This is a genomic window from Nonomuraea recticatena (genome assembly GCF_039533245.1).
GTDB lineage: Bacteria > Actinomycetota > Actinomycetes > Streptosporangiales > Streptosporangiaceae > Nonomuraea > Nonomuraea roseola.
This window is the reverse complement of the sequence record NZ_BAAATE010000020.1, coordinates 112,478-134,390: the sequence shown is the minus strand read 5'-3', so window position 1 is coordinate 134,390 and position 21,913 is coordinate 112,478. Positions and strand designations below refer to the sequence as shown.

At 69.6% G+C, this 21,913-nt stretch carries 21 protein-coding genes; 13 read left to right on the top strand and 8 right to left on the bottom strand.

Annotation, left to right across the window (positions count from 1 at the left end):
- Positions 1-48: 48 nt before the first annotated feature.
- From ABFX50_RS31770 to ABFX50_RS31760, 3 genes are all read left to right on the top strand, one after another.
- The gene (locus ABFX50_RS31770) at positions 49-471 is read left to right on the top strand and encodes a roadblock/LC7 domain-containing protein (protein ID WP_183648813.1); all 423 of its coding nucleotides are present in this window, start codon (positions 49-51) and stop codon (positions 469-471) included.
- 4 nt (positions 472-475) lie between these two features.
- Positions 476-841, top strand: coding sequence for a DUF742 domain-containing protein (locus ABFX50_RS31765; protein WP_183648811.1), 366 nt, complete (start codon positions 476-478; stop codon positions 839-841).
- Between the two features lie 72 nt (positions 842-913).
- On the top strand, positions 914-1,498 hold the full coding sequence (locus ABFX50_RS31760) for a GTP-binding protein (protein WP_183648808.1): 585 nt from the start codon (positions 914-916) through the stop codon (positions 1,496-1,498).
- A 70-nt stretch (positions 1,499-1,568) separates the two neighbouring features.
- Here ABFX50_RS31760 and ABFX50_RS31755 read toward each other — a convergent pair whose 3' ends face one another.
- The 5 genes from ABFX50_RS31755 to ABFX50_RS31735 all read right to left on the bottom strand — a co-directional run bounded on the left by ABFX50_RS31755 (position 1,569) and on the right by ABFX50_RS31735 (position 7,374).
- Positions 1,569-2,327, bottom strand: a complete 759-nt coding sequence (locus tag ABFX50_RS31755) for a TetR/AcrR family transcriptional regulator C-terminal domain-containing protein (RefSeq protein WP_183648804.1) — start codon at positions 2,325-2,327, stop codon at positions 1,569-1,571.
- Between the two features lie 142 nt (positions 2,328-2,469).
- Entirely contained in the window at positions 2,470-3,420 is a 951-nt protein-coding gene (locus ABFX50_RS31750; RefSeq protein ID WP_346151492.1) for an ABC transporter substrate-binding protein, read from the bottom strand.
- Positions 3,405-4,385, bottom strand: a complete 981-nt coding sequence (locus ABFX50_RS31745) for an ABC transporter substrate-binding protein (protein WP_183648798.1) — start codon at positions 4,383-4,385, stop codon at positions 3,405-3,407. Before ABFX50_RS31745 ends, ABFX50_RS31750 begins: the two co-directional genes overlap by 16 nt.
- Entirely contained in the window at positions 4,382-6,316 is a 1,935-nt protein-coding gene (locus ABFX50_RS31740) for an ABC transporter permease subunit (RefSeq protein WP_346151490.1), read from the bottom strand. Before ABFX50_RS31740 ends, ABFX50_RS31745 begins: the two co-directional genes overlap by 4 nt.
- Complete coding sequence (locus ABFX50_RS31735) at positions 6,313-7,374, bottom strand: quaternary amine ABC transporter ATP-binding protein (RefSeq protein WP_346151488.1); 1,062 nt, start codon at positions 7,372-7,374, stop codon at positions 6,313-6,315. Before ABFX50_RS31735 ends, ABFX50_RS31740 begins: the two co-directional genes overlap by 4 nt.
- A gap of 400 nt (positions 7,375-7,774) precedes the next feature.
- Between ABFX50_RS31735 and ABFX50_RS31730 the strand changes: the two genes are divergently transcribed.
- From ABFX50_RS31730 to ABFX50_RS31715, 4 genes are all read left to right on the top strand, one after another.
- Complete coding sequence (locus tag ABFX50_RS31730) at positions 7,775-10,795, top strand: nitrate- and nitrite sensing domain-containing protein (protein ID WP_346151486.1); 3,021 nt, start codon at positions 7,775-7,777, stop codon at positions 10,793-10,795.
- Positions 10,795-11,214, top strand: coding sequence for a roadblock/LC7 domain-containing protein (locus tag ABFX50_RS31725; RefSeq protein ID WP_221241890.1), 420 nt, complete (start codon positions 10,795-10,797; stop codon positions 11,212-11,214). Before ABFX50_RS31730 ends, ABFX50_RS31725 begins: the two co-directional genes overlap by 1 nt.
- 111 nt (positions 11,215-11,325) lie before the next feature.
- Positions 11,326-11,640: a DUF742 domain-containing protein gene (locus ABFX50_RS31720; RefSeq protein WP_379506571.1), complete on the top strand. Its 315-nt coding sequence runs from the start codon at positions 11,326-11,328 to the stop codon at positions 11,638-11,640.
- A 69-nt stretch (positions 11,641-11,709) separates the two neighbouring features.
- Positions 11,710-12,294 (top strand): GTP-binding protein, encoded by a 585-nt coding sequence (locus tag ABFX50_RS31715; protein WP_246451998.1) that lies wholly within the window; start codon positions 11,710-11,712, stop codon positions 12,292-12,294.
- Between the two features lie 9 nt (positions 12,295-12,303).
- Here the strand turns inward: ABFX50_RS31715 and ABFX50_RS31710 are convergent, their stop codons facing one another.
- Both ABFX50_RS31710 and ABFX50_RS31705 read right to left on the bottom strand, forming a co-directional pair.
- Positions 12,304-13,257, bottom strand: coding sequence for an SIS domain-containing protein (locus tag ABFX50_RS31710; protein WP_346151485.1), 954 nt, complete (start codon positions 13,255-13,257; stop codon positions 12,304-12,306).
- On the bottom strand, positions 13,254-14,408 hold the full coding sequence (locus ABFX50_RS31705) for a hypothetical protein (RefSeq protein WP_346151483.1): 1,155 nt from the start codon (positions 14,406-14,408) through the stop codon (positions 13,254-13,256). Before ABFX50_RS31705 ends, ABFX50_RS31710 begins: the two co-directional genes overlap by 4 nt.
- Before the next feature lie 169 nt (positions 14,409-14,577).
- On the opposite strand from ABFX50_RS31705, the gene ABFX50_RS31700 reads away from it, so the two are divergent.
- The 4 genes from ABFX50_RS31700 to ABFX50_RS31685 are packed head-to-tail and all read left to right on the top strand — an operon-like array spanning position 14,578 to position 18,331.
- A complete protein-coding gene (locus tag ABFX50_RS31700; RefSeq protein WP_346151481.1) occupies positions 14,578-15,696 on the top strand; it encodes a polyamine ABC transporter substrate-binding protein in 1,119 nt (372 codons plus the stop codon).
- Positions 15,697-15,725: 29 nt separating this feature from the next.
- A complete protein-coding gene (locus tag ABFX50_RS31695) occupies positions 15,726-16,553 on the top strand; it encodes an ABC transporter permease (protein WP_312895590.1) in 828 nt (275 codons plus the stop codon).
- Positions 16,546-17,325, top strand: a complete 780-nt coding sequence (locus ABFX50_RS31690) for an ABC transporter permease (protein WP_312895589.1) — start codon at positions 16,546-16,548, stop codon at positions 17,323-17,325. The genes ABFX50_RS31695 and ABFX50_RS31690 overlap by 8 nt, the downstream gene beginning before the upstream one ends.
- A complete protein-coding gene (locus tag ABFX50_RS31685; protein WP_183648778.1) occupies positions 17,312-18,331 on the top strand; it encodes an ABC transporter ATP-binding protein in 1,020 nt (339 codons plus the stop codon). Before ABFX50_RS31690 ends, ABFX50_RS31685 begins: the two co-directional genes overlap by 14 nt.
- Here the strand turns inward: ABFX50_RS31685 and ABFX50_RS31680 are convergent.
- The gene (locus tag ABFX50_RS31680) at positions 18,325-18,930 is read right to left on the bottom strand and encodes a TetR/AcrR family transcriptional regulator (RefSeq protein WP_346151479.1); all 606 of its coding nucleotides are present in this window, start codon (positions 18,928-18,930) and stop codon (positions 18,325-18,327) included. The genes ABFX50_RS31685 and ABFX50_RS31680 overlap by 7 nt on opposite strands.
- A gap of 143 nt (positions 18,931-19,073) precedes the next feature.
- On the opposite strand from ABFX50_RS31680, the gene ABFX50_RS31675 reads away from it, so the two are divergent.
- Positions 19,074-20,318, top strand: coding sequence for a glycosyltransferase (locus ABFX50_RS31675; protein WP_346151477.1), 1,245 nt, complete (start codon positions 19,074-19,076; stop codon positions 20,316-20,318).
- A gap of 92 nt (positions 20,319-20,410) precedes the next feature.
- Positions 20,411-21,808: an aminobutyraldehyde dehydrogenase gene (locus ABFX50_RS31670; protein ID WP_346151475.1), complete on the top strand. Its 1,398-nt coding sequence runs from the start codon at positions 20,411-20,413 to the stop codon at positions 21,806-21,808.
- Positions 21,809-21,913 lie beyond the last annotated feature (105 nt).

Sequence of the window (21,913 nt, the reverse complement as noted above, 5' to 3'; positions counted from 1 at the left end):
AACAGATAGTCACAGCACGTTCGTCACGCTTCCGACGAAGGAGGAAGTGTGACGACCTTGAGCCATGAGGCCCACAGGTTCGACTGGCTGATCACTGACTTCGTCAGGAACACCCCGGGGGTGGCCCACGCCGTCGTCGTGTCCGCCGACGGTCTGTGCCTGGCCAGCTCCGAGGGCTTCCCGCCGGACAGGGCCGACCAGCTGGCGGCGGTCTCGGCGGGTCTGCTGAGCCTCACCGTGGGCGCCTCGCGCGTCTTCGAGGGCGGGCCCGTGACCCAGACGGTCGTGGAGATGCAGCGCGGTCTGCTGCTGGTCATGGCGATCAGTGACGGGTCCGTGCTGACCGTCCTGGCCTCGCCCGACTGTGACATGGGTCTGGTGGCCTACCAGATGACACTGCTGGTGGACCGTGCCGGACAGGCGCTCACCCCGGCTCTTCGCGCGGAGCTCCAGGCTGCCAGGACCCGGTGATGTGATGGTGTACGGGAGTGACGGGACGGGGGACGACGAGCCCCTGTTCCGTCCGTACGCAGTCACCGGCGGCCGGTCGGAACCCCGCTACCACATGGCGATGGAGACGCTGATCTCCTCGATGTCGATCCCGGATGACGAGATGGCCCTGCTCACGCCCGAGCAGGAGGCCATCATGACGCTGTGCAGGTCGTTCCGGTCGGTCGCGGAGATCTCCGCCTTGCTGCGGGTTCCTCTCGGCGTGGCCAGGGTCGTCGTCGCCGACATGGCCGACGAAGGACTCGTCCGCCTGCACCAGCCGCGCCTCAACCAGGGACAGCCAGACATGAACATGCTCGAAAGGGTACTCAGTGGACTTCGCAGGCTCTAGCGTCAATGGGAAACGTGCGAAATCGACCGCTATCGCCTGCGTCAGCGGTCACGAACCTGGGATGGCGGTCTGATGAGCACGTTGCCCGTTGAAGGCGGGCTCACCTCGACGAAGATCGTCGTCGCGGGCGGGTTCGGCGTCGGCAAGACGACGTTCGTGGGTGCGGTGTCGGAGATCCTCCCGTTGACCACGGAAGCGGTCATGACCGACGCCTCCGCGGGCATCGACGACCTCGGCCTGACCCCGAACAAGCAGACGACGACCGTGGCCATGGACTTCGGCAGGCTGTCGCTGGACAGGGATCTGATCCTGTACCTGTTCGGCACGCCTGGCCAGCACCGGTTCTGGTTCATGTGGGACGACCTGGTGCGCGGCGCGATCGGCGCCGTGGTGCTGCTCGACACGCGGCGGCTGGCCGACTCCTTCCCCGCGATCGACTACTTCGAAGAGGCCAAGCTGCCCTTCGTCGTGGGCGTCAACGGGTGGGACGGTCAGTTCCCGCACGCGGAGAACGAGGTCCGTGAGGCGCTCGCCCTGGCGCCGCACATCCCGATCGTCAGGACCGACGCCCGCAACAGGGAGTCGGTCAAGGCCACGCTGATCTCGCTCGTCGAGCACGTGGTCAGGGTCAGGGCCTCCTACGGGACCCCTGCCTAGCCGTCAGCGAAGGGGGGAGGGCCTACGGGTCCTCCCCCCTTTCGCGTGCGGCGCCTGCCAGAAGCGGCGGTCAGCGGCTGTCGACCAGCAGGGAGATGCCGTCGAGCAGGCGCTGGAGACCGAACTCGAAGGTGTGATCGGGGCTGTGCGCCGAGCCGTACACCTCGGCGGCGGCCTCACCCACGCGCGAGGCGACGGGGAAGCGCGAGACGTCGGAGATGCGGTGCAGGAAGGGGGCGTGGGCGGCCCACCACTGCTCGTCGGTCATCCCCGTGTGCTTCTCCGCCTCGAGCGCCTCCACGGCCCCCCTCGCCGCGCCGTGGACGAATCCGGTGACCAGCGTGATGACGGAGTCCATCTCGACGTCGCTCAGGCCGATGCCGTCGATGGCGCGCAACTCGTACTCGTACTTGGCCGTGGTGTGCGGGCCGAGCACGGGGCGGCTGGTGGCGACCTGCAGCAGCCAGGGGTGACGCAGGTACAGGGCCCAGTTCTCGCGGGCGATCTGCTCCAGGCGCCCGCGCCAGCCGCCGGGGACGTCCTCGGGCCTGGCGGTCTCGCCGTAGACGGTGTCGAGCATGACGTCGAGCAGTTCGGGCTTGCCCGGCACGTAGGTGTAGAGCGACATGGTGCCGACGCCGAGCTTCTCGGCGACCCTGCGCATGGACAGCGCGCCGAGCCCTTCGGCGTCGGCGACCTCGATGGCGGCGCGCACGATGCGGTCGACGCTCAGCTCGGGCTTGCCCTTGCGGCTGGGCCTCTCGCTGGTGCGCCACAGCAGCGCGAGGCTGCGCGCGGGGTCGCCCTTGCCGGTGTACTCCACGGTCACATCTGTACGGTACACCGTACGGAGCTCGCTCTCTCGCCGATGGCGGAACCGCGCGTGTCCAGGGGGCTCGGGGCCGGAGGTCTCTCCACCGGCGTCTCGCGGGCGCGCACACGCCGCCGCCGGTGACGTGTGCGCGCCCGCGTCACCTGGGCAGCCAGTCCTTCCACACGATCTTGTTCGCCTCGACCCACTTCTTGGCGGCCGCCTGCGCCGACATGCCGCCGTCGGCCATGTCGCTGGCCACCGCGTTCTGGTGCTCGTTGGTCCAGGTGAAGTTGCGCACCAGCTCGTAGGCCCTGCCGCCGGTGTCGGCGAACTTCCTGCTGACGATTTTGTCGAGCAGGTAGGGCGGGTAGTCGCAGGCCACCTTCGCCGGTACGGCGTCGCAGCCGATGGCGTAGGGGGGAAGGTTGATCTTGACCAGCTTGACCTGGGTGAACAGCCACTGCGGCTCGTAGAAGTACATCAGCAGCGGCCGCCTGTTCCTCGTGGCGTTCCTCGCCGCGCTGATCAGGGCGTTCTCGCTGCCGGCGTAGACGACCCGGTAGTCGAGCTTCAGGTTCCTGACCAGGGCCTCGTCGGAGGTGACGAACGACGGGTCGCCGTCGAGCACCTGTCCCTTGTCCCCGGACTTGGCGGTCCTGAACAGCTCGGCGTACTTGTTGAGGTTGCGCCAGTCGGTGATGTCCGGATACTCCTCGGCCATCCACTGGGGCACGTACCAGCCGATGATGCCCTTGTTGCCGTTCAGCCCGGCGGAGACCGCGACCTTCTTGTCCTGGATGAACTCCTTCTTCTCCTGCTCGCGGCCCCAGTTCTCGACGATGACGTCGACCTCGCCGCTCTCGAAGCCCTTCCAGGACTCGTCCTCCGCCAGCTTCTTGGTCTGCACGCGATAGCCGAGCTCGTGCTCGAGCAGGTAGGCCAGGACGGCGGCGCTGGCCTCGTAGCCGACCCACGGGTTGACGGCCAGCCGTACGGTGCCCGTCTGCCTGGGCTGCTGGGGCGCCTCGGCCGTACAGCCGGTGAGGATCAGGGCGAGGGCCAGCGCCCCCGCCAGAGCCCTGCTTCGGAGCCTTACTTGGGAAGCCATGCCTGCCACTTGGCCTGGTTGGCCTCCACCCACTTCTTGGCGGCGTCCTCGGCGGACATGCCGTTGTTCTGGATGTCGTTGGCGACCGCGTTCTGGTCCTCGTTGGTCCAGCTGAAGTTCTTGACCAGCTCGTAGGCCTTGCCGCCGGTGTCGGCGAACTTCTTGCTCACGATCTTGTCGAGGTCGAGCTCGCCGTAGTCGCAGGCGACCTTCTTCGGGTCGGCGTCACAGCCGGCGGTGTACGGCGGCAGGTTCACCCTGGCCAGCTTGACCTTGTCGAAGAGCCAGTGCGGGGTCCAGAAGTAGAACAGCAGCGGCTTCTGCTGCTCCTGGGCCTGCACCGCGGACTCGAGCAGCGCGGCCTCGCTGCCGCCCGTGACGACCTTGAAGTCCAGCTTCAGGTTCTTGACCAGGGCCTCGTCGTTGGTGACGTAGGAAGGGTCGCCGTCGAGGAGCTGACCCTTGCCGCCCGACTCCGAGGTCTTGAACAGGTCGGCGTACTTGTTGAGGTTCTTGTAGTCGGTGATGTCGGGGTACTTGTCGGCCATCCACTGCGGGACGTACCAGCCGATGATGCCCTTGTTGCCGGTCGAACCGGCGGACAGGGCGACCTTCTTCTCCTCGAAGTACTTCTTCTTCAGATCGTCGTGGCCCCAGTTCTCGACGATGACGTCGACCTCGCCGGTCTCGAAGCCGGCCCAGGCGACCTCCTCCTTGAGCTCCTTCTTCTGCACCGTGTAGCCGAGCTCGTTCGTCAGCAGGTGGGCGATGACGGCGGCCGTGGCCTCGTAGCCGACCCACGGATTGATGGCGATGTTGACGGTTCCCGCCGGCGCGGCGCTGCCCGAGCCGCTGGGCTGGGCGGCGGCTGTCGCTGTGGCGCCGGTGTCGACTCTGGCGCCGCCGCCGCAACCCGCGACGGCCAGGCCAAGGGCGACGACCCCGGCCATGAGGCGAATCTTCATGCGGTGTTCATCCTCTTACTTGGGGGGGAAGAGCGCCTGTCGGCGCCCTGCGTGATGCGGTCGAGCATGATGCCCAGCAGCACCGTGCCGACTCCGGCGACGAAGCCCATGCCGAACTCGGAGTGCTGGGAGAAACCGGTGACGACGTCGTAGCCGAGCCCGCCCGCCCCGACCATGCCGCCCACCACGACCATGGCGAGCGTCATCACGATGCCCTGGTTGGCGGCGAGCAGGATGGCGCCTCTGGCCATGGGCAGCTGCACCTTCCACAGCAGCTGGCCGCCGGTCGAGCCCGCCGACAGCGCGGCCTCGACGGTCGTGGGGGAGACGCCGCGGATGCCGTCCTCGACCAGGCGCACCACCGGCGGCACCGCGTAGATGACCGAGGCGAAGATGGCGGTGAACCTGGTCGCGCCGAACAGCGCGAGGGCGGGCAGCAGGTAGACGATCGAGGGCATCGTCTGCGCGGCGTCCAGCAGGGGGCGCTGGACGGCGGAGAAGCCGCGCGAACGCGCGGCCGCCACGCCGAGCAGCAGGCCGAGCAGCAGGGTGACGGTGACGGCGACCAGCACGGTGGTCAGCGTGGCCATGCTGTGCTCCCACAGGCCGAGCAGCGCCAGACCCAGCAGGCAGGCCAGCGCGGTCAGCGCGGGCCTCGGCCCGCTGGCCCACCAGGCCAGCGCCAGGACGGCCGCCGCCACCAGCCACCACGGCGTGGAGGTCAGCACGTCCTGCAGCGGGTTGAGCAGGAGGTCGGAGGTCACGTTCCTGATGGCCGTGGTGACGTCGTACCAGCTGAACTTCGCCCAGTTCACCGCCTCGGTCACGGGAGGGCCGACGCGCAGGATCCACGCGTCGGGGAAGCGCGCGGGCAGCAGCGTGGCCGCCACCACCCCCGCGACGGCGATCGCGCCCGCGACGGCGTAGCGGCGCGGGCCCGAGGGGGCGGCCTGCGCCGTCCTCTCGCGTTTCGCGGCGGCCATGGTCAGCCGGTCCAGGACGATCGCCATGACGACGATGGCGATGCCCGCGGGAAGCATGAAGCCGACGTTCGCCCTGGACAGACCCCTGATGATGTCGGAGCCCAGCCCTGGGGCCGAGATGAGGGCGGCGATCACGACCATCGACAGCGCCATCATGATGGCCTGGTTGATCGCCAGCGCGATCGTCTCGCGGGCCATCGGCAGCTGCACCTTGCGCAGCGTCTGCCACCGGGTCGCCCCCAGGGAGGCCGACGCCTCGATCGCGGTGGGCGAGACCCGCTCGACGGCCAGCGCGGTGATCCTGATCGCCACCGGCATCGCGTAGATGAGCGTGGCGACGGTCGCGGAGGAGGGGCCGATGCCGAAGAAGAGCACCATCGGCGTCAGGTAGGCGAACGTCGGCATGATCTGCATGACGTCGAGCACCGGGGTCAGCGCCCTGCGCACCCGCGCCGAGCGGCCCGCCCACACCCCCAGCGGCAGGCCGACGGCCAGGGCCACCAGCACGGAGGTGAGGACCAGGGCGAGGGTGCGGACGCTCGCCTCCCACACCCCGAGCACTCCGAGGGCGGCGAACCCGCCCACGCCGAGCAGCGCAAGCCGCCATCCGCCGGCGAGCCAGCCGAGAGCGCCCAGCGCGCCGATGAGCCCGGGCCAGCCGAGCGCGAACAGGACGGTCTCGAAGGCGGCGTAGAGCTCGCCGAGGTAGATGCGGACGTAGTTGACGCCGTACAGGAAGAGCGGGTTGTCGTTCCTGTTGGAGTCGACCCAGTCGCGCGCCTCGTTGACGGCCAGGAAGGGAGCGGCCTCGTCGTCGTGAGGGAGCGTGGCGGTGCCGCGCATCGTGAGGTAGCCGGCCAGGAGGACGACGCCGACGGCCACGGGGACGAGCCATCGCGGCGGACGGCGCAGCACCGGGGTCTCGAGGGTCGCGACCGCGCCGCTCACGCCCTGGCCTCCGGCACGCGGGCGGACGGTGCCTCGCCCATGGCCGACAGGATGTCCACGCGATCGACCACGCCGACCAGCCGGTCGCCGTCCATCACGCGGATGGGCCGGCCCGAGCCGGTCACGGCGGGGACGGCGTCCCTGATGACGGTGGCGGCCGGCAGCACGGGCCCGTCGAGCCGCTCGTCGGGTTCGGGGTCCCTGGAGATCCAGCGCAGCGACAGCACGTGGCTGCGGGGCACGTCACGCACGAAGTCGGCCACGTAGTCGTCGGCGGGCGCGCCCACCACCTCCTCGGGCGTGCCGAGCTGCACGATGGCCCCCGCCCGCATGATCGCGATGCGCTCGCCGAGCTTGAGCGCCTCCGACAGGTCGTGGGTGATGAAGACCATGGTCTTGCCCACCTCGCGGTGCAGCCGGACGACCTCGGTCTGCATGTCCCTGCGGATCAGCGGGTCGAGCGCGCTGAACGGCTCGTCGAACAGCATCACCTGCGGCTCGACCGCCAGCGCCCTGGCCAGGCCCACGCGCTGCTGCATGCCGCCCGAGAGCTGGTCGGGATAGGCGTCGGCGTAGCCGTCCAGCCCGACGAGGGAGAGGATCTCGCCGGCCCTGGCGTGGCGGTCCCTGCGGGAGACGCCCTGGATCTCCAGGCCGTAGGCCACGTTGTCGATCACCTTGCGGTGCGGGAGCAGGCCGAAGTGCTGGAAGACCATGCTGACGCGGTGGCGGCGCAGTTCGCGCAGCCTCGCGGGAGAGGCGGCGCGCACATCTTCGCCGCCGATGCTGATCTGCCCTGCCGTCGGCTCGACGAGCCTGGTGAGGCAGCGCACGAGAGTGGACTTACCGCTTCCCGACAGGCCCATCACGACGAACATCTCGCCTGGTCGCACGGTGAAAGTGACATCTCTGACGGCGGCGGTGCAACCGGTCTTCCGGCGAAGTTCGGAGGGGTCGAGGTCCTTGTCAGGGCCATTCAGGACACGGTCCCCCCGGGGCCCGAAGATCTTCCACAGACCGCCGACCTCGATGGCCGCACTGTCCTGCCCGGCTTCCACTTTCTGCCTCCAGAAGCTCGCGGCCCTCGCCGCTTGGCGCGGTCCGAGTTGTCGAGGGTAGGCGCGACGGGGCTCAACATATGACTTGAACAACGCAAATCACAACGTCGTGATCATCCAGAGACTCGGGTGTTACTGGAGTAGTCCAGGAGTGGAACGCACCAAAACCCCATTAACGGACACGGTCAGTTATATGCCTATATTTCTGGCAGGTTGATCTTTTGCGGATCGCCCGAAAACGGGGGCTCCAGCTTCTCTTCGCTTGTGTCACACAAGATTGGTTTTGTCGCGTTATGTTCGGCTAGCCGTTCCTTATAGTGATGTGCTCGAATAACCCGCAGTTGCTGGATTCTCCCAGGAGCCTCACCAGGAGGCCCTTTCCCTACTGAGGTTGCGTTCGGTGAGCAGAAGAACCAAGGCCGACGACGGCGGGTGGCGCTTACGCAACTGGCGCGTGCGTGCGCGGCTGGTCGCGCTGATTCTCGTGCCCACCGCCGCCGCCGTCCTGCTGGGCGGCCTGCAGGTCGTCGCCTCCACCAGCGCGGCCACGGACTACGACCGCGCCAACCAGCTGGCCAAGCTCGCCGAGCGGGTCGGCGCGCTCACCCACGAGCTGGGCGCCGAACGCGCCCGCACCGCCTGGTACATCGCGCTCGGCAGGCCCGAACGCGGTCTGGCCGACGTGCGCCAGCAGATGAGCAGGGCCGACACCGAGGTCGACAAGGTACGGCAGAGCGCCACGATCCTCGGCCCCGACCTCACGGGCCGCACAGGCGACGAGGTCGACGCCGTGCTGGCCCGCCTCGAGGACCTCACCGCGCTGCGCGACCAGGCGCTCGAGTCGGACCTGCTCCCCGGCGCGGCCCTCGGCTCCTACACCGCCGTCATCTCCGACCTGCTCGCGCTCAACGACCAGCTCGGCAAGGGCGCAGACGACGAGGAGCTGGCCCGCCAGTCGACCACGCTCGACGCCCTGGCCCGCGCCAAGGAGAGCGCCTCGCTGCAGCAGGCTCTGCTCACCACCGTGCTGGTGGCGGGCAGGTTCGAGCAGGAGCAGCTCAAGGCCTTCCTCGGCGAGCTGGCGCGCGAGACCAACGAGCGCAAGGCCTTCGCGGAGGAGGCCACCTCCGACGAGCGCCGCCTTTTCGACGAGACCGTCAACGGCCGCCGCGCCGACAGGGCCCGCTTCCTGCGCGAGCTGGTCCTCGACAGGGCCAACGCGGGAGCCCCGCTGAGGGGCCTCGACCTGAGCAAGCGCGACGACGCGCGCGAATGGTTCGAGGCGGCCACGATCGTCGTCGACTCCCTCCGCACGGTCGAGGAACGGCACGCCTCGGCGATCGTCGCCCGCACCGGTCTGCTGGCCTCCGCCGAGCAGCAGCGCGCCTATCTCGTCGCGGGAGCCGTGGCCGCGCTGTTGCTCGCCGTTCTGCTGATCACCACGGGGGTGGCCCGCTCGCTGGTGCGGCCGCTGCGGCGGCTGCGCAGCGAGGCGCTCGACATCGCGGGACAGCGCCTTCCCGGCTTCGTCCAGCGGCTGCGCGAGGCGCGCGACGGCGGCCCGCCCGCCGAGGTCGCGCCCATCGGCGTCTTCTCCAAGGACGAGGTCGGCGAGGTTGCCAGGGCCTTCGACGAGGTCCACCGCGAGGCCGTACGGCTGGCGGGCGACGAGGCCAAGCTGCGCGCCAACGTCAACGCGATGTTCGTCAACCTCTCGCGCCGCAGCCAGACCCTCGTCGAGCGGCAGCTGTCGCTCATCGAGCGCCTCGAGCGCGGCGAACGCGACGACAACCGCCTCGGCGACCTGTTCAGGCTCGACCACCTGGCCACCCGCATGCGCCGCAACAGCGAGAACCTGCTGGTCCTCGCCGGCCAGGAGGCCGCCCGCAAGTGGACCCAGCCGGTCGAGCTCATGGACATCGTGCGGGCGGCGCTGGGCGAGGTCGAGAGCTACGACCGCGTCGTGAACCAGGTGCAGTCGGAGGTCGCGGTCGCGGGGCAGGCGGTCAGCGACACCGTCCACCTGCTGGCCGAGCTGGTGGAGAACGCCGTGTCGTTCTCCGCGGGCGACACCAAGGTGACCATCTCCAGCAACCGCATCGACGGTGGCGGGGTCATGATCGCGGTGACCGACCACGGCATAGGGATGAGCCAGGAGGAGATCACCCAGGCGAACTGGCGCCTGGCCAACCCGCCGGTCGTCGACGTGTCGGTCTCGCGGCGCATGGGCCTGTTCGTGGTCGGCAGGCTGGCGCTCAGGCACGACATCCGCGTCCAGCTGCGCAGGCAGGACGTCGGCGGGCTCACCGCGATGGTAGTGATCCCCGAGGCGCTGCTCACCGCGATCCCCGGCCAGCCGCCGGTCGCGGGCCAGCCCGCCCACGGCCCGCACGGCCAGCCCGCGCACGCTCCTCACGCGCAGCTCGGGCACGGCGCCCACGGTCCTGGCTCTCACGGCCCTGGCTCTCACGGTCCTGCCTCTCACGGCCCCGGCCCGCAGGGCCCTCAACGCCTCCATGGCGCTCACGGCCAGCCAGGGCACGGCCCGCTCCCCGGCCACGGCCAGCCGTCCGCGCCGGGGCAGCCCTTCCTGCCGGGACAGCCGCAGGGCGGCCCGGTGGTGCCCGCGCAGGCGGGGCCCCCGGCCTACGACCACCCGTCGCTGGAGGACCTGCGACCCGCGCCCATGGCCGCGCCGGTCCTCGACGGCCCGCCCGTCTTCGACAGCACCTCACCCTTCGACGGGCCCGGGACGTTCGACAGCCCGTCCGGTGACTGGTTCGCCACCAACGACGCGCCGTCCACCGATCTCGACCACGCCGCCCCTTCCGACCACACCGCGAACGGGCTGCCCAGGCGCGGAGGTCAGGGCGAGGGGCTGGGCTTCAGGCGGATGCCGGGGCTGGGCGGCTCACCGAATCCCTACGCGGGACAGCCCGACGCCACCAGACCGCTGCCGCGGGTGGAGAGCTCCTCGCTGGAGAAAAGCGAAGAGGAGTTCCTGCCGATCTTCGCCGCGGTGGAGTCCAACTGGTTCAAGCGCCCCGACGCCACGCTCGAACGCCCCAAGGCCCACGAGGGACGGCACGCGCAGGCCGGAGCGCCCGACGCGGCCTCTGCTCCCGCGCCGCAGCAGCAGGCGGCCGACGTGTGGTCCTCGCCCGCCGACGCGGGGTGGCAGGCCGCCCGGTCGGTCAGCGAGCCGAACAGCGGCGGTCTCACCACCTCGGGCCTGCCCAAGCGCCAACCGCGGGCGAACCTCGTGCCGGGCTCGGCCCTCCCGCAGACGCAGAGCGCCCCGCCTGCTCTGCCACCGCCTTCCCCCGACAGGATCCGCAGCAGGCTGGCCAGCTACCAGCAGGGCGTGCGCAAGGGCCGCGCCGAGATCGAGCAGGCGCACGAGGGGGAGGAGCAGCGGTGATGGAGTTGAGCCAGGCCGCCAGAGACGTCAGCTGGCTGGTCAGCGGCTTCGTCGAGGAGGTGCCGGGCGTCGCGCACGCCGTGGTGGTCTCCGCCGACGGCCTGCCGATGGCCTTCTCGAGAGGCTTTCCGCAGGACAGGGCCGACCAGCTGGCGGCCGTGGCCGCGGGACTGGTCAGCCTGGTCCAGGGTGCGGCCAGGGTCTTCGAGGCGGGTGGGGTCACCCAGACGGTCGTGGAGATGCAGCGAGGGCTGATGCTGGTCATGAACATCAGCGACGGGTCGTGCCTGGCCGTGCTGGCCGCGCCCGACTGTGACCTGGGCCTGGTGGCCTATCAGATGACTGTCCTCGTCGAGCGGGCGGGGCAGGTGCTCACGCCCGCCGTACGGGCGGAACTGTCCTCAGCGCGCCCCTGGTGATGGGAGAGCAACGTGGCCACGTGGAATGACGGCCCCCCTTACGGGTACGGGGCGCCGCACTCCCCGAACTACGGGGAGCCCCCGCAGGAGGAGCGCAGCTCCCTGGTGCGGATGTACTCCCTCACGGGCGGGCGTACCGCGCCGCGCACGGACCTGGCCATGGAGGCGCTGGTCTCCTCGGCCACCTCGGCCCAGCTCGGCACGAACCACACCCGTGAGTACCGGGCGATCAGCGAGCTGTGCCGCCAGATCAGGTCCGTCGCCGAGGTGTCGGCCCTGCTCGCCATGCCGCTCGGGGTGGCCCGCGTGCTGATCGCGGACATGGAGGCGGAAGGGCTCGTCCGGATCTACCAGCCGCAGCTGGACGCCGGCATGCCGAACAGGAACCTGCTGGAAAGGGTGCTCAGTGGACTTCGCAGGCTCTAGCCACAGGAAACATGCGCAATCGACCGCCATCGCATGCCTCGTCGGTCACGAACCTCACATGGCGGGCTGATGAGCATGTTTCCTACGGAAGGCGGGCTCACCTCGACGAAGATCGTCGTGGCGGGCGGGTTCGGCGTCGGCAAGACGACGTTCGTGGGCGCGGTGTCGGAGATCCTCCCGCTCACCACCGAGGCGGTCATGACGAACGCCTCGGCCGGAGTGGACGACCTCAGCCTCACCCCTGACAAGACGACCACCACGGTGGCGATGGACTTCGGCAGGGTCTCGCTCGACCGCGACCTGATCCTCTACCTGTTCGGCACGCCAGGCCAGCACCGGTTCTGGTTCATGTGGGACGACCTGGTGCGCGGCGCGATCGGCGCGATCGTCCTGGTCGACACGCGCAGGCTGGCCGACAGCTTCCCCGCCATCGACTACTTCGAAGAGGCCAAGCTGCCGTTCGTGATCGGGCTCAACGGGTGGAACGGAAGCTTCCCCCACGTCGAGAGCCAGGTGCGCGACGCGCTCACGCTGCCCTCGCCCGTGCCGATCGTGCGCACCGACGCCCGCTCCCGCGAGGCGGTCAAGAGCACGCTCATCACCTTGGTCGAGCACGCCCTGACCGTCCGTTCCGCCTACGGCCCCCGATACTGAGCCAGGAGATCAGGCGCCGCGCCACCAGTGGGCCGCGACCAGTTCGGCGACGAGGGTCTCGGTCAGCAGGGCGACGTCGGGGTCCTCGTCGTGCGCGTAGCGGATCGAGCCCCGCTCTCCCTCCACGTGGCCGCCGACCGTGAGGACGGTCGAGCCGCGCTGCCGTACCCAGTCCATGGCCTGGGCGTCGTAGGCGGAGCCCGGGAACAGCAGCGCCCGGTAGGAGAGCGTCTTGGTGAGGTAGACGTCCACGTGCGACCAGTCGCCGCTCTCGCACGCGTCGGCGGGGCGGCGCGGCCCTTCGCGGACCATCAGCGCCGACTGCTCGGCCGACGACATCCGCTCGGCGGGGGCGATGGCGTAGACGCCGCTCGGCCCGTCGAGCAGGTCGAGGGCGAGCGGCAGCCACTGCTCCCGCCGCTCCAGCAGGTCCGAGGTGGCCTCGGCGGCCAGCCGTACCAGCGAGGGGAGGTCGCGCCCGGCCCCCGTGAGCTCGGACTCCATCGCCAGCAGGTGGATCAGGGTGTGCTGGAAGGTACGGCAGGCCACGCCGCCGCGCTCCTCGCCCGCCAGCATCGGGATGACCGCGTCGGCCCCCTCGGTGATCGCCGAGTCAGGCGCGTTGGTGAGGGCGACGACGGGGGAGGGGCCGCCCACGTAGCGGGCGAGGGCGTCGAGCGTCTCCCTGCTCCCTCCGGTCGCCGAGATCGGCACGACGAGCGTCTCGGGACCCGCGGGGAAGGTGGCGGCGGCCGAGCCGTACTCGGCGTAGGCGTCGAAGCCCCTGGCCCGCAGGCGCAGGGCGGCCACGCCCGCGGCGTAGCGGGAGCTGCCCATGCCGAGGAAGACCACCCGCCTGACCCCCTCGGGCAGCGGCGGCCGCTCCTTGTCCAGCCAGGCGGCCAGGTCGGTGAGGGCGGCGGGCTTGGCCTCCAGGTCGGCCTGGAAGAGTTCGGGGTTCACGGGGTCTCCTCGGTGAAGCGGGTGCGCAGCACGCCCATCGGGGCGTAGCGCCAGCGGGGCAGGTGACGGGCGGAGTAGATGAGCTCGCGGCACTCCTGCTCGATCTCGAACGGGCCGATCAGCCGCTCGTCCAGCAGTTCGGGTCTGCCCTCGGCGCGCAGCCTGTCCCTGTAGGCCGACAGCAGCCCCTCGCGGGCGGTCGCGGCCCACGTGGCGGCGGCGGAGGGGGCGGTGCCCCTGCGCCTGATCGCGACCTGGGCGACGTGCTCGAGACTGGTGGTGAGCTGGGCGACGTCGCGGGCGGCAGGCTGGTACGGCTCGGCCTGCGCGACCGTGGGATTGCCGTCGAAGTCGATCACGGCGTAGCCGTCGCGCCACTGGAGGATCTGGCCCACGTGGAGGTCGCCGTGGATGCGGATCGTGGCGCCGCCGACGGCGTCCGCCAGGGGTTCGAGCCGGGCGCGGAGCGCGTCGGCGTGCTCGCGCAGCCACGTGCCGTCCTCCCCGTCGGTGAGCTCGAGCGCCTCTTGCAGCGCCCGCTCGGCCCTGTCGGCGAGCGCGGAGGCGGGCGCGGAGGCGGGCGGGGTGACGGCCGGCGCGGCGGGCGGGGCCTGCGCACTCGCCGGAGGGAAGGTGGCGAGGGCAAGGTGGAGGTCGGCGGCCAGGCGGCCGAGCGTGGATGCGAAGGCGGTACGGCCCGCCTCCGCCTCGTCCACGCACCACTCCCACCCGTCGCGCGCCTCGGGCAGGTACCCGGTGACCAGGGCGAGCAGCCGCTCGGCACCCGAGGAACCGACCACGGTGAGCGCCGCGTACGGCGGCGCCGTGTGCTCGAAGCCGGCCTCGGTGAGGTGCGCGAAGGCGACGAGCGTCGGGTGGGGGAGCGGCGCGGGAACGGCCATCCACTTCACCACGAACCGCTCGCCCACGACCACCGAGTGGTTGGTCTGGTCGACGTCGATGCCGCGCTCCTCCCACGCTGGTTCCTCAGGTCCTGGACCGTCGGGCAGGGGAAGGTAGCGGTACAGGGAGAATGGCGGTGGCGGGTCGGAGCGCAGCGCCGCGAGGAGCGCCGAGGTGACGCCGTTCCCCGCGCGGGGAACGGCGGTGTCCTCCCGATCGGTGACGGGATTCTCACCCAGTGAGAGCAATCGCTCCCAAATTGAATCGCGATTCAACAACGGGATCAAACTTCCTGGTGACAATGTCCGGAAAAGTCTTGCTCATGTTGATGTTGGCTGCAACACTCCTGCTTTGGTCTGCAGTGCCCGGTTGGTCGCGAGACCCCTCGTACATCTGAATCTAGAAGGAGTAGCGGCCGTGTCCCGTATCCGGTACACCCGTCGTCTTCCGGTCGTCGTGGTGGCGACCGGACTCGCGCTCGCCGTCGCGGCGTGCGGCGGCGAGTCGTCGACCGACAGCGCGAAACCAGCTCCGAGCGCTGCGGCGCAGCTGGACGCCAAGGCCGACCTGTCCAAGCAGAGTCTCACGGTGACCGTCTGGCCGGGCTACACGCCCAAGGAGCTGGCCGAGAAGGCCAAGGCCGAGCTCAAGGTCAGCAAGGTCGACATCGTCGAGCACGACACCAACGAGACCGCGATGGCCAAGCTGACCACGCAGGCCGGCGAGAGCATCGACGTGGCGTTCGTCTCAGGGCAGTACGCCCAGGCGCTCAACGAGCAGGGCCTGCTGGAGCCGATCCACCCCGAGCTGATCCCCAACCTCAGCAACCTCTACCCCGAGGCCACGCAGCTCTCCTACGACAAGGGCAACAAGTTCTCGGTCCCCTACACCTGGGGCACCACCGGCATCTGCTACCGCAGCGACCTGGTCAAGGCCGAGCCGAAGAGCTGGAACGACATCCTGAAGCCGCCGGCATGGGCGGACAAGAAGGTCACGATGCTGGCCACCGAGCGCTGGCTGGCCCTGCCCGCGCTCAAGGTCCTCAAGTTCTCGGTCAACACCACCAAGGACGAGGAAATCGCCAAGGCCAAGGAGCTGCTGCTCGCGGCCAAGCCGCACGTGATCTACGACGACGTCACCTTCGGCCAGAAGCTGCAGTCGGGCGAGGCCGTGATGGCCGAGGCATGGGACGGCTGGTGCCCGACCACCGACGCGAAGAAGAACATCAAGTTCGTCGTGCCGAGCGAGGGCAGCGACCTCTGGGTGGACACCATGGTGATCATGAAGTCCTCCAAGAACAAGGAGGCCGCGCACGCTCTGATCAACTACATCCTGAACCCCGAGATCCACAGCTGGGCGGCCGCCAACATCAACTACAAGGTGCCCAACAAGGCGGCCATGGACAAGGTCGAGGTGCCCGAGGGCTCGCTCCTCGGCATCTCCCCCGCCGAGCTGTTGAACGGTGAGGCGGCCATCGACCTGGGCGAGGCGTCGGTCAAGTACACCCGCCTCTCGACCGAGGTCGCGGCCAAGTAGCCGTGAAAGTCGTCGGCAAGCCCCGGCCGGTGTCCCCTCGATGGGGGCGCCGGCTGGGCGCGTTCGTGTTCCTGGGCCCGGGCGTCGCCTATCTGGCGGTGCTCCTGCTGGTGCCCCTCGCGCTGATCCTCAGCTACACCGTCTTCAGGCGCGGCCGCTTCGGCGGCATCGTCTACGAGTTCACGACGGAGAACTTCAGCCGTCTGTTCGACCCGCTCTACCTCGACGTCGTCCTGACGTCGATCAAGCTGGCCACGCTGACCACGGTGTTCGCGCTCCTGCTCGGCTACCCCACGGCGTACCTGATCGCCAGGCTGCCGCGTACGTGGAAGACCGTCGCGCTGGTCGCGATCGTGCTGCCGTTCTGGACCAACTTCATCATCAGGGTCTACGCGTGGACGATCCTGCTGAGCGGGCCCGGCCTCATCAACTCGGCTCTGGGCACGCAGATGGAGCTCCTGTACAACCACGGGGCGATCGTCACGGGGCTGCTCTACTCCTACCTGCCGCTGATGGTGCTGCCGCTGTACGCGGCGATCGAGAAGCTCGACCCGCAGCTGCGGGAGGCCTCGGCCAATCTGGGCGCCTCGGCCTTCACGACCTTCCGCAGGGTCACGCTGCCGCTGACGCTGCCCGGCGTGGCCACCGGCTGCCTGTTCGTCTTCGTGCCCAGCTTCGGCAACTTCGTCATCCCCGAGATCCTCGGAGGAGGACGCACGGCCACGGTCGGCACCCTGATCCGCGCCGAGTTCCTCAAGTCGCGTGACTGGCCCTTCGGCTCGACGCTGGCGCTGGCCGTCATCCTGGTCCTGATCGTGCTCCTGGTGATCCAGTCGTGGGTGAGCCGCCGTGGGTAGGCCGCGCTTCCTCTACGTGCCGTTCTGGCTGACCTACGTCTTCCTCTACGCGCCGATCGCCGTCCTCGTCGTGATGTCCTTCAACGAGGGCAAGTCGCCCTACCTCCACGAGGGCTTCAGCCTCAAGTGGTACGGCGTGCTCGCCGAGGACGACAAGGTGATGGAGGGCCTGGTCAACACCCTCATCGTGGCGGGGGGATCGACCGTGCTCGCCACGGTCCTCGGCACCCTGCTCGCCGTGGGCCTGGCCAGGCACACCCGCTCCAAGCTGCTCGACGCGCTCGGGCTGATGCCGGCGATCCTGCCCGACCTCGTGCTGGCGATCGGGCTGCTGGTCTTCTACGACGTGGTGCAGTTCAGCCTCGGCCTGCACTCGGTGATCCTGTCGCACGCGCTGTTCGGCATGGCCTTCGTGGCGGCGGTCGTGCGCACCAGGCTGGCCCACGCAGACTCCTCGCTGGAGGAGGCCTCACGCGACCTCGGGGCGGGACCCGTCACCACCTTCGTCAGGGTGACGCTGCCGCAGCTCGCGCCCGGCATCGTGGCAGGCGCGCTGCTGGCCTTCACCCTGTCGATCGACGAGTTCGTCATCGCGTTCTTCACGGCGGCGCCGACCGAGCCGACGCTGCCCATCGTCATCTACTCAATGATCAGGTTCGGGGTGACCCCGGAGATCAACGCGCTCGCGTCGATCCTGCTGCTGGTGAGCTTCACCGTGGTGATCGTCGCCCAGCGCATGACGAAGATCGGGGAGTTTCGTGCTCAAGATTGACGGCGTCACCCGCAGGTTCGGTGACGTCACCGCGCTCGACAACGTCTCGCTGGAGATCGGGCAGGGCGAGTTCTTCGCCCTGCTCGGCCCCTCGGGCTGCGGGAAGACCACGCTGCTGCGGATTCTGGCCGGGTTCGAGACGCCCGACGCGGGCACCGTCACGCTCGACGGCGACGACCTGCTGTCGATGCAGCCGAACAGGCGGCCGATCAACCTGATGTTCCAGTCGTACGCGCTGTTCCCGCACATGAGCGTGGCCAAGAACATCGCCTACGGCCTGCAGCAGGAGAAGCTCGGCAGGGCCGAGGTCAAGCAGCGGGTCGAGGAGGTGCTCGAGACCGTCGGCCTGGCCGAGATGGCCGGGCGCAAGCCGTCCCAGCTGTCGGGCGGCCAGCGCCAGCGCGTCGCCCTGGCCCGCGCGATCGTCAAGCGCCCGCGCCTGCTGCTGCTCGACGAGCCGCTGTCGGCGCTGGACAAGAAGGTGCGGGCGGGCATGCAGCTGGAACTCAAGCGGCTGCAGCACGAGGTCGGCATCACCTTCGTCGTGGTCACCCACGACCAGGAGGAGGCCATGTCGCTGGCCGACCGCATCGCCGTCTTCGAAAAGGGGCAGGTGCGGCAGGTGGACGAGCCCGTCACCCTGTACGAGCGGCCCCGCACGCCGTTCGTGGCCGACTTCGTCGGCGCCAACAACCTCTTCGAGGGCACCGTGGTGCCGGGCGGCCTCGACGTCCCCGAGCTCGGCGTGCTGCCGGGTGAGGGTGCCGAGGTGGCGGGGGTCGACGCGCTGCTGGCCGTCAGGCCGGAGAACGTCAGGCTCACCGATCGCGGCCTGCTCGGCACCGTGCTGGACGTCAGCTTCTACGGCGGGATCTCGCACATCGCGGTCACCGTGCCGGGCAGGGACAAGCCCGTCCTGGTCGCCCAGCAGGGTGCCGCGAAGGTCGAGGCGGGCGCTCAGGTCAGGCTCGGCTGGGACAGCGCCGACGCGGTGCTGATTCAGTGAGACAGGTCGCAGCCCGTGGCCGTGCGGGCGTAGTCGAGTATGAGCTCGGCGGCCTCCTCCGGGCCGATGAGCGGGTGCCTGGCGGTGATGCGGTAGCCGTAGGCGTCCTCCAGCGCCACCAGGTTGCGCGAGATCGTCAGGGACTCGGTCGTCAGGTCGAAGACGCCCAGCGCCTGTCCCGTGTCCAGGATCGCCTGGTACATCGACACCTGGCGGTCGAAGAGGGTGGTGAGCAGCAGGCCGTAGATACGGTTGCGGCCCGCCGCCCCTCCCAGCTCGTTGAGCAGGCGCACGTCGGGATCGAGCGGCCCGGTGGGCAGCCCGGAGCGGATCGTCGTCACCAGCTTGCGGGCAGGGTCGCTGATCGTCGAGATCTGGCGCATGCGGTGCTCGTAGAAGCGCTCCACGCTGGCGTGGTGCGCCTCGACCAGCAGCTCGCTGAGGTCGGGGTAGTGGTAGAGCACCGCGCCGGAGGTCAGCCCCGCCTCCTCCGCCACGTGGGCCAGGTGCACCCCGTCGATGCCGTGGCGGACGATGGCCCTGCGCGCGGCCTCGATGAGGTCGATGCGCCGGTCCGAGCGGCTCTTGCGCGCGGTCACCAGGCTCCCCGTTTCTATCGTGTCATTAAGGTCAACCGGGCACATACTGCCTTGAAGTTGACTCTCCCGCTAGATCAGTATTTGAATCGCAATTCAACTGAGCGTTCCTCCCGGAGTAGATGATGTCTCTCACCATCCTGTTCATGCCTGAAAGCGCGTACGGCCCGACGAACAACAGCATCGGCATCGGCGACATCCTGCGCCGTCGCGGACACCGTGTGGTCTTCGCGGCTGAAGCGTCATGGAAGGGCAAGCTCGAGGCGCTGGGCTTCGAGGAGGACCTGGTCGACCTCGCCCCTCCGGCCGAGGAGGAGCAGGACGCGGGTCAGTTCTGGAAGGACTTCATCCGCGACACCGCCCCTGAGTACCGCAAGAGCACCCAGGAGCAGCTCGAGACCGTCACCAAGCCGATCTGGGACGCGCTCATCGACGGCGTGAAGTACTGCGAGCCGCAGCTCAAGGCGATCATCGACAGGGTGCGGCCCGACATCATCGTCGAGGACAACGTGATCACCTTCCCCGCGCTGCTGACCGCGGGCAAGAAGTTCGTGAGGATCGTCTCCTGCAACCCGCTGGAGGTGCGCGGTCCTCAGGTGGCGCCGGTCTTCTCCGGCCTGCCCGCCGACGACCCCTCCGAGTGGGACACCTTCCGCGCCGAGTACGACCGCACCCACCGCGAGATCTGGACCGCCTTCAACGAGTGGTGCGTCGAGCAGGGCACCGAGCCGCTGCCCGACCTCGACTTCATCCACGAGGGCGATCTCAACCTCTACGTCTACCCCGAGCTGCTCGACTACACCGACGCCCGTCCGCTCGGCCCGAGCTGGCACCGCCTCGACTCCTCCGTCCGCGAGACCGACGAGGAGTTCGAGCTGCCCTTCGCCAAGGGCGAGGGCGCGCTGGTCTACTTCTCGCTCGGCTCGCTCGGCTCGGCGGACGTGGAGCTCATGCAGCGCGTGATCGACGTGCTGGCCACCACCCCGCACCGCTTCATCGTCTCCAAGGGCCCGCTGCACGAGGAGATCAAGCTCGCCGACAACATGTGGGGCGCGGAGTTCCTGCCGCAGACTAAGATCATTCCTCAGGTGGACCTGGTCATCACGCACGGTGGCAACAACACCACCACCGAGGCGATGCACTTCGGCAAGCCGATGATCCTGCTGCCGCTGTTCTGGGACCAGTACGACAACGCCCAGCGCGTGGCCGAGCTGGGGTACGGCGTGCGCCTGTCCACCTACACCTTCACCGACGAGGAGCTCACCGGCGCCCTCGACAGGCTGCTGGGTGACGCGCCGCTGCGCGCGAAGCTGGCCGAGGCGGGCGAGGAGATCCGCCGTCGCGACGGCCTGCGCAAGGCCGCCGACCTGATCGAGCAGCTCGGCCAGTAGAAGCCAGGGGGAGCGCCGCACACGCTCCCCCACGGCCTGGTCGCCGCCGTCACGGCAGGCGACCGACCCGATCGTTTCCGAGGAAAGACACCATGCGCCAACTGATCAACCCCGCCACCGGCCAGCCGTTCGCCGAGGTGCCCGACACGCCCGTCGCCGAGGTGACGGCCGCCGTACGCAGGGCCAGGCAGGCCTTCGAGGAGTGGTCGCAGACCACGCCGGCCGACAGGGCCAGGGTGCTGCTGCGCCTCGCGGACCTGGTGGAGGCCGACGCCGAGGAGCTGACCAGGCTCGAGGTGGAGGAGACGGGCAAGCCCGCCGCCGTCTTCAGGGACGGTGAGCTGCCCTTCGCCGCCGACAACCTGCGCTTCTTCGCGGGGGCCGCTCGCTCGCTCGACGGCAGCGGCGCCGGGGTGTTCAGCGCGGGCTACACCTCCGTGCTGCTGCGCCGTCCCGTCGGTGTGGTGGGTTCGATCGCGCCGTGGAACTTCCCCTTCGTGATGGCGGTGTGGAAGCTCGGCCCCGCGCTGGCGGCGGGCAACGCGGTGGTCATCAAGCCGGCCCCGCAGACCCCTCGCACCACCATGCGCCTGGCCGAGCTGATCGCCAAGGCGGGCGCGCCCGAGGGGCTCGTGCAGGTCGTGACGGGTGACGCCCAGGTGGGGGAGGCGCTGGTCACCGACCCCGGCGTGGACATGGTGAGCGTGACGGGCTCCACGGAGACCGGAAGGGCCGTGATGACGGGGGCCGCGCGCACCCTCAAGCGCGTGCACCTGGAGCTCGGCGGCAAGGCCCCCGCGCTGGTGTTCGAGGACGCCGACCTGGCCGAGACCGCGCGCGGTGTGGCCATGGGCGCGACCTACAACACCGGCCAGGACTGCACCGCGGCCACCCGCGTCTACGTCGCCAGGCAGGTGTACGCGGACGCCGTGGAGGCGATCCGCGCTACGCTGGCGGAGATCACGATCGGCGATCCGTGGGACCCCACGACGGACATCGGGCCGCTGATCTCGGCCGCGCACCGCGACAGGGTGCACGGCTTCGTGTCCCGTTCCGATGCGGAGGTGCTCTTCGGTGGCGCCCCCGTCGACGCGCCGGGCTTCTTCTACCCGCCCACCCTCGTCGCGGGTCCTGCGCAGGACAGCGAGATCGTCCAGGGTGAGCTTTTCGGTCCTGTCCTTGTCGTGCTGCCCTTCGACGGCGAGGACGAGGCTGTCAGGCTGGCCAACGACACCCGCTACGGCCTGGCCTCCTCGGTCTGGTCGAGGGACGTGGCCAGGGCCATGCGCGTCTCGCACCGGTTGGACGTCGGGGTGACGTGGGTGAACGATCATCTGCCGATCGCCAGCGAGGCTCCGCACGGCGGCGTCAAGGGCAGCGGCTTCGGCAAGGACATGAGCCAGGAGGCGGTCCAGGAGTACTCCGTGACCCGTCACCTCATGATCAAGCACGCGGCTCCAGCCGAGCGGGACTCGTTCCGGCCGGCCTAAACAGCATGCGGCGTTATGGGTGAAAAAAGCCAGGTTTGTGGGTGTTTAGCGGAGTATGTCTCGTTCGCTGATCTGGTCAGGTTGTGTTCCAATTACGATCGCTCC

Coding starts and splice junctions, on each gene's coding strand:
- ABFX50_RS31765 (WP_183648811.1), top strand. CDS start 476: ATGGTGTACGGGAGTGACGGGACGGGGGACGACGAGCCCCTGTTCCGT.
- ABFX50_RS31760 (WP_183648808.1), top strand. CDS start 914: ATGAGCACGTTGCCCGTTGAAGGCGGGCTCACCTCGACGAAGATCGTC.
- ABFX50_RS31750 (WP_346151492.1), bottom strand. CDS start 3,420: ATGGCTTCCCAAGTAAGGCTCCGAAGCAGGGCTCTGGCGGGGGCGCTG.
- ABFX50_RS31745 (WP_183648798.1), bottom strand. CDS start 4,385: ATGAAGATTCGCCTCATGGCCGGGGTCGTCGCCCTTGGCCTGGCCGTC.
- ABFX50_RS31725 (WP_221241890.1), top strand. CDS start 10,795: ATGGAGTTGAGCCAGGCCGCCAGAGACGTCAGCTGGCTGGTCAGCGGC.
- ABFX50_RS31720 (WP_379506571.1), top strand. CDS start 11,326: ATGTACTCCCTCACGGGCGGGCGTACCGCGCCGCGCACGGACCTGGCC.
- ABFX50_RS31715 (WP_246451998.1), top strand. CDS start 11,710: ATGAGCATGTTTCCTACGGAAGGCGGGCTCACCTCGACGAAGATCGTC.
- ABFX50_RS31675 (WP_346151477.1), top strand. CDS start 19,074: ATGCCTGAAAGCGCGTACGGCCCGACGAACAACAGCATCGGCATCGGC.
- ABFX50_RS31670 (WP_346151475.1), top strand. CDS start 20,411: ATGCGCCAACTGATCAACCCCGCCACCGGCCAGCCGTTCGCCGAGGTG.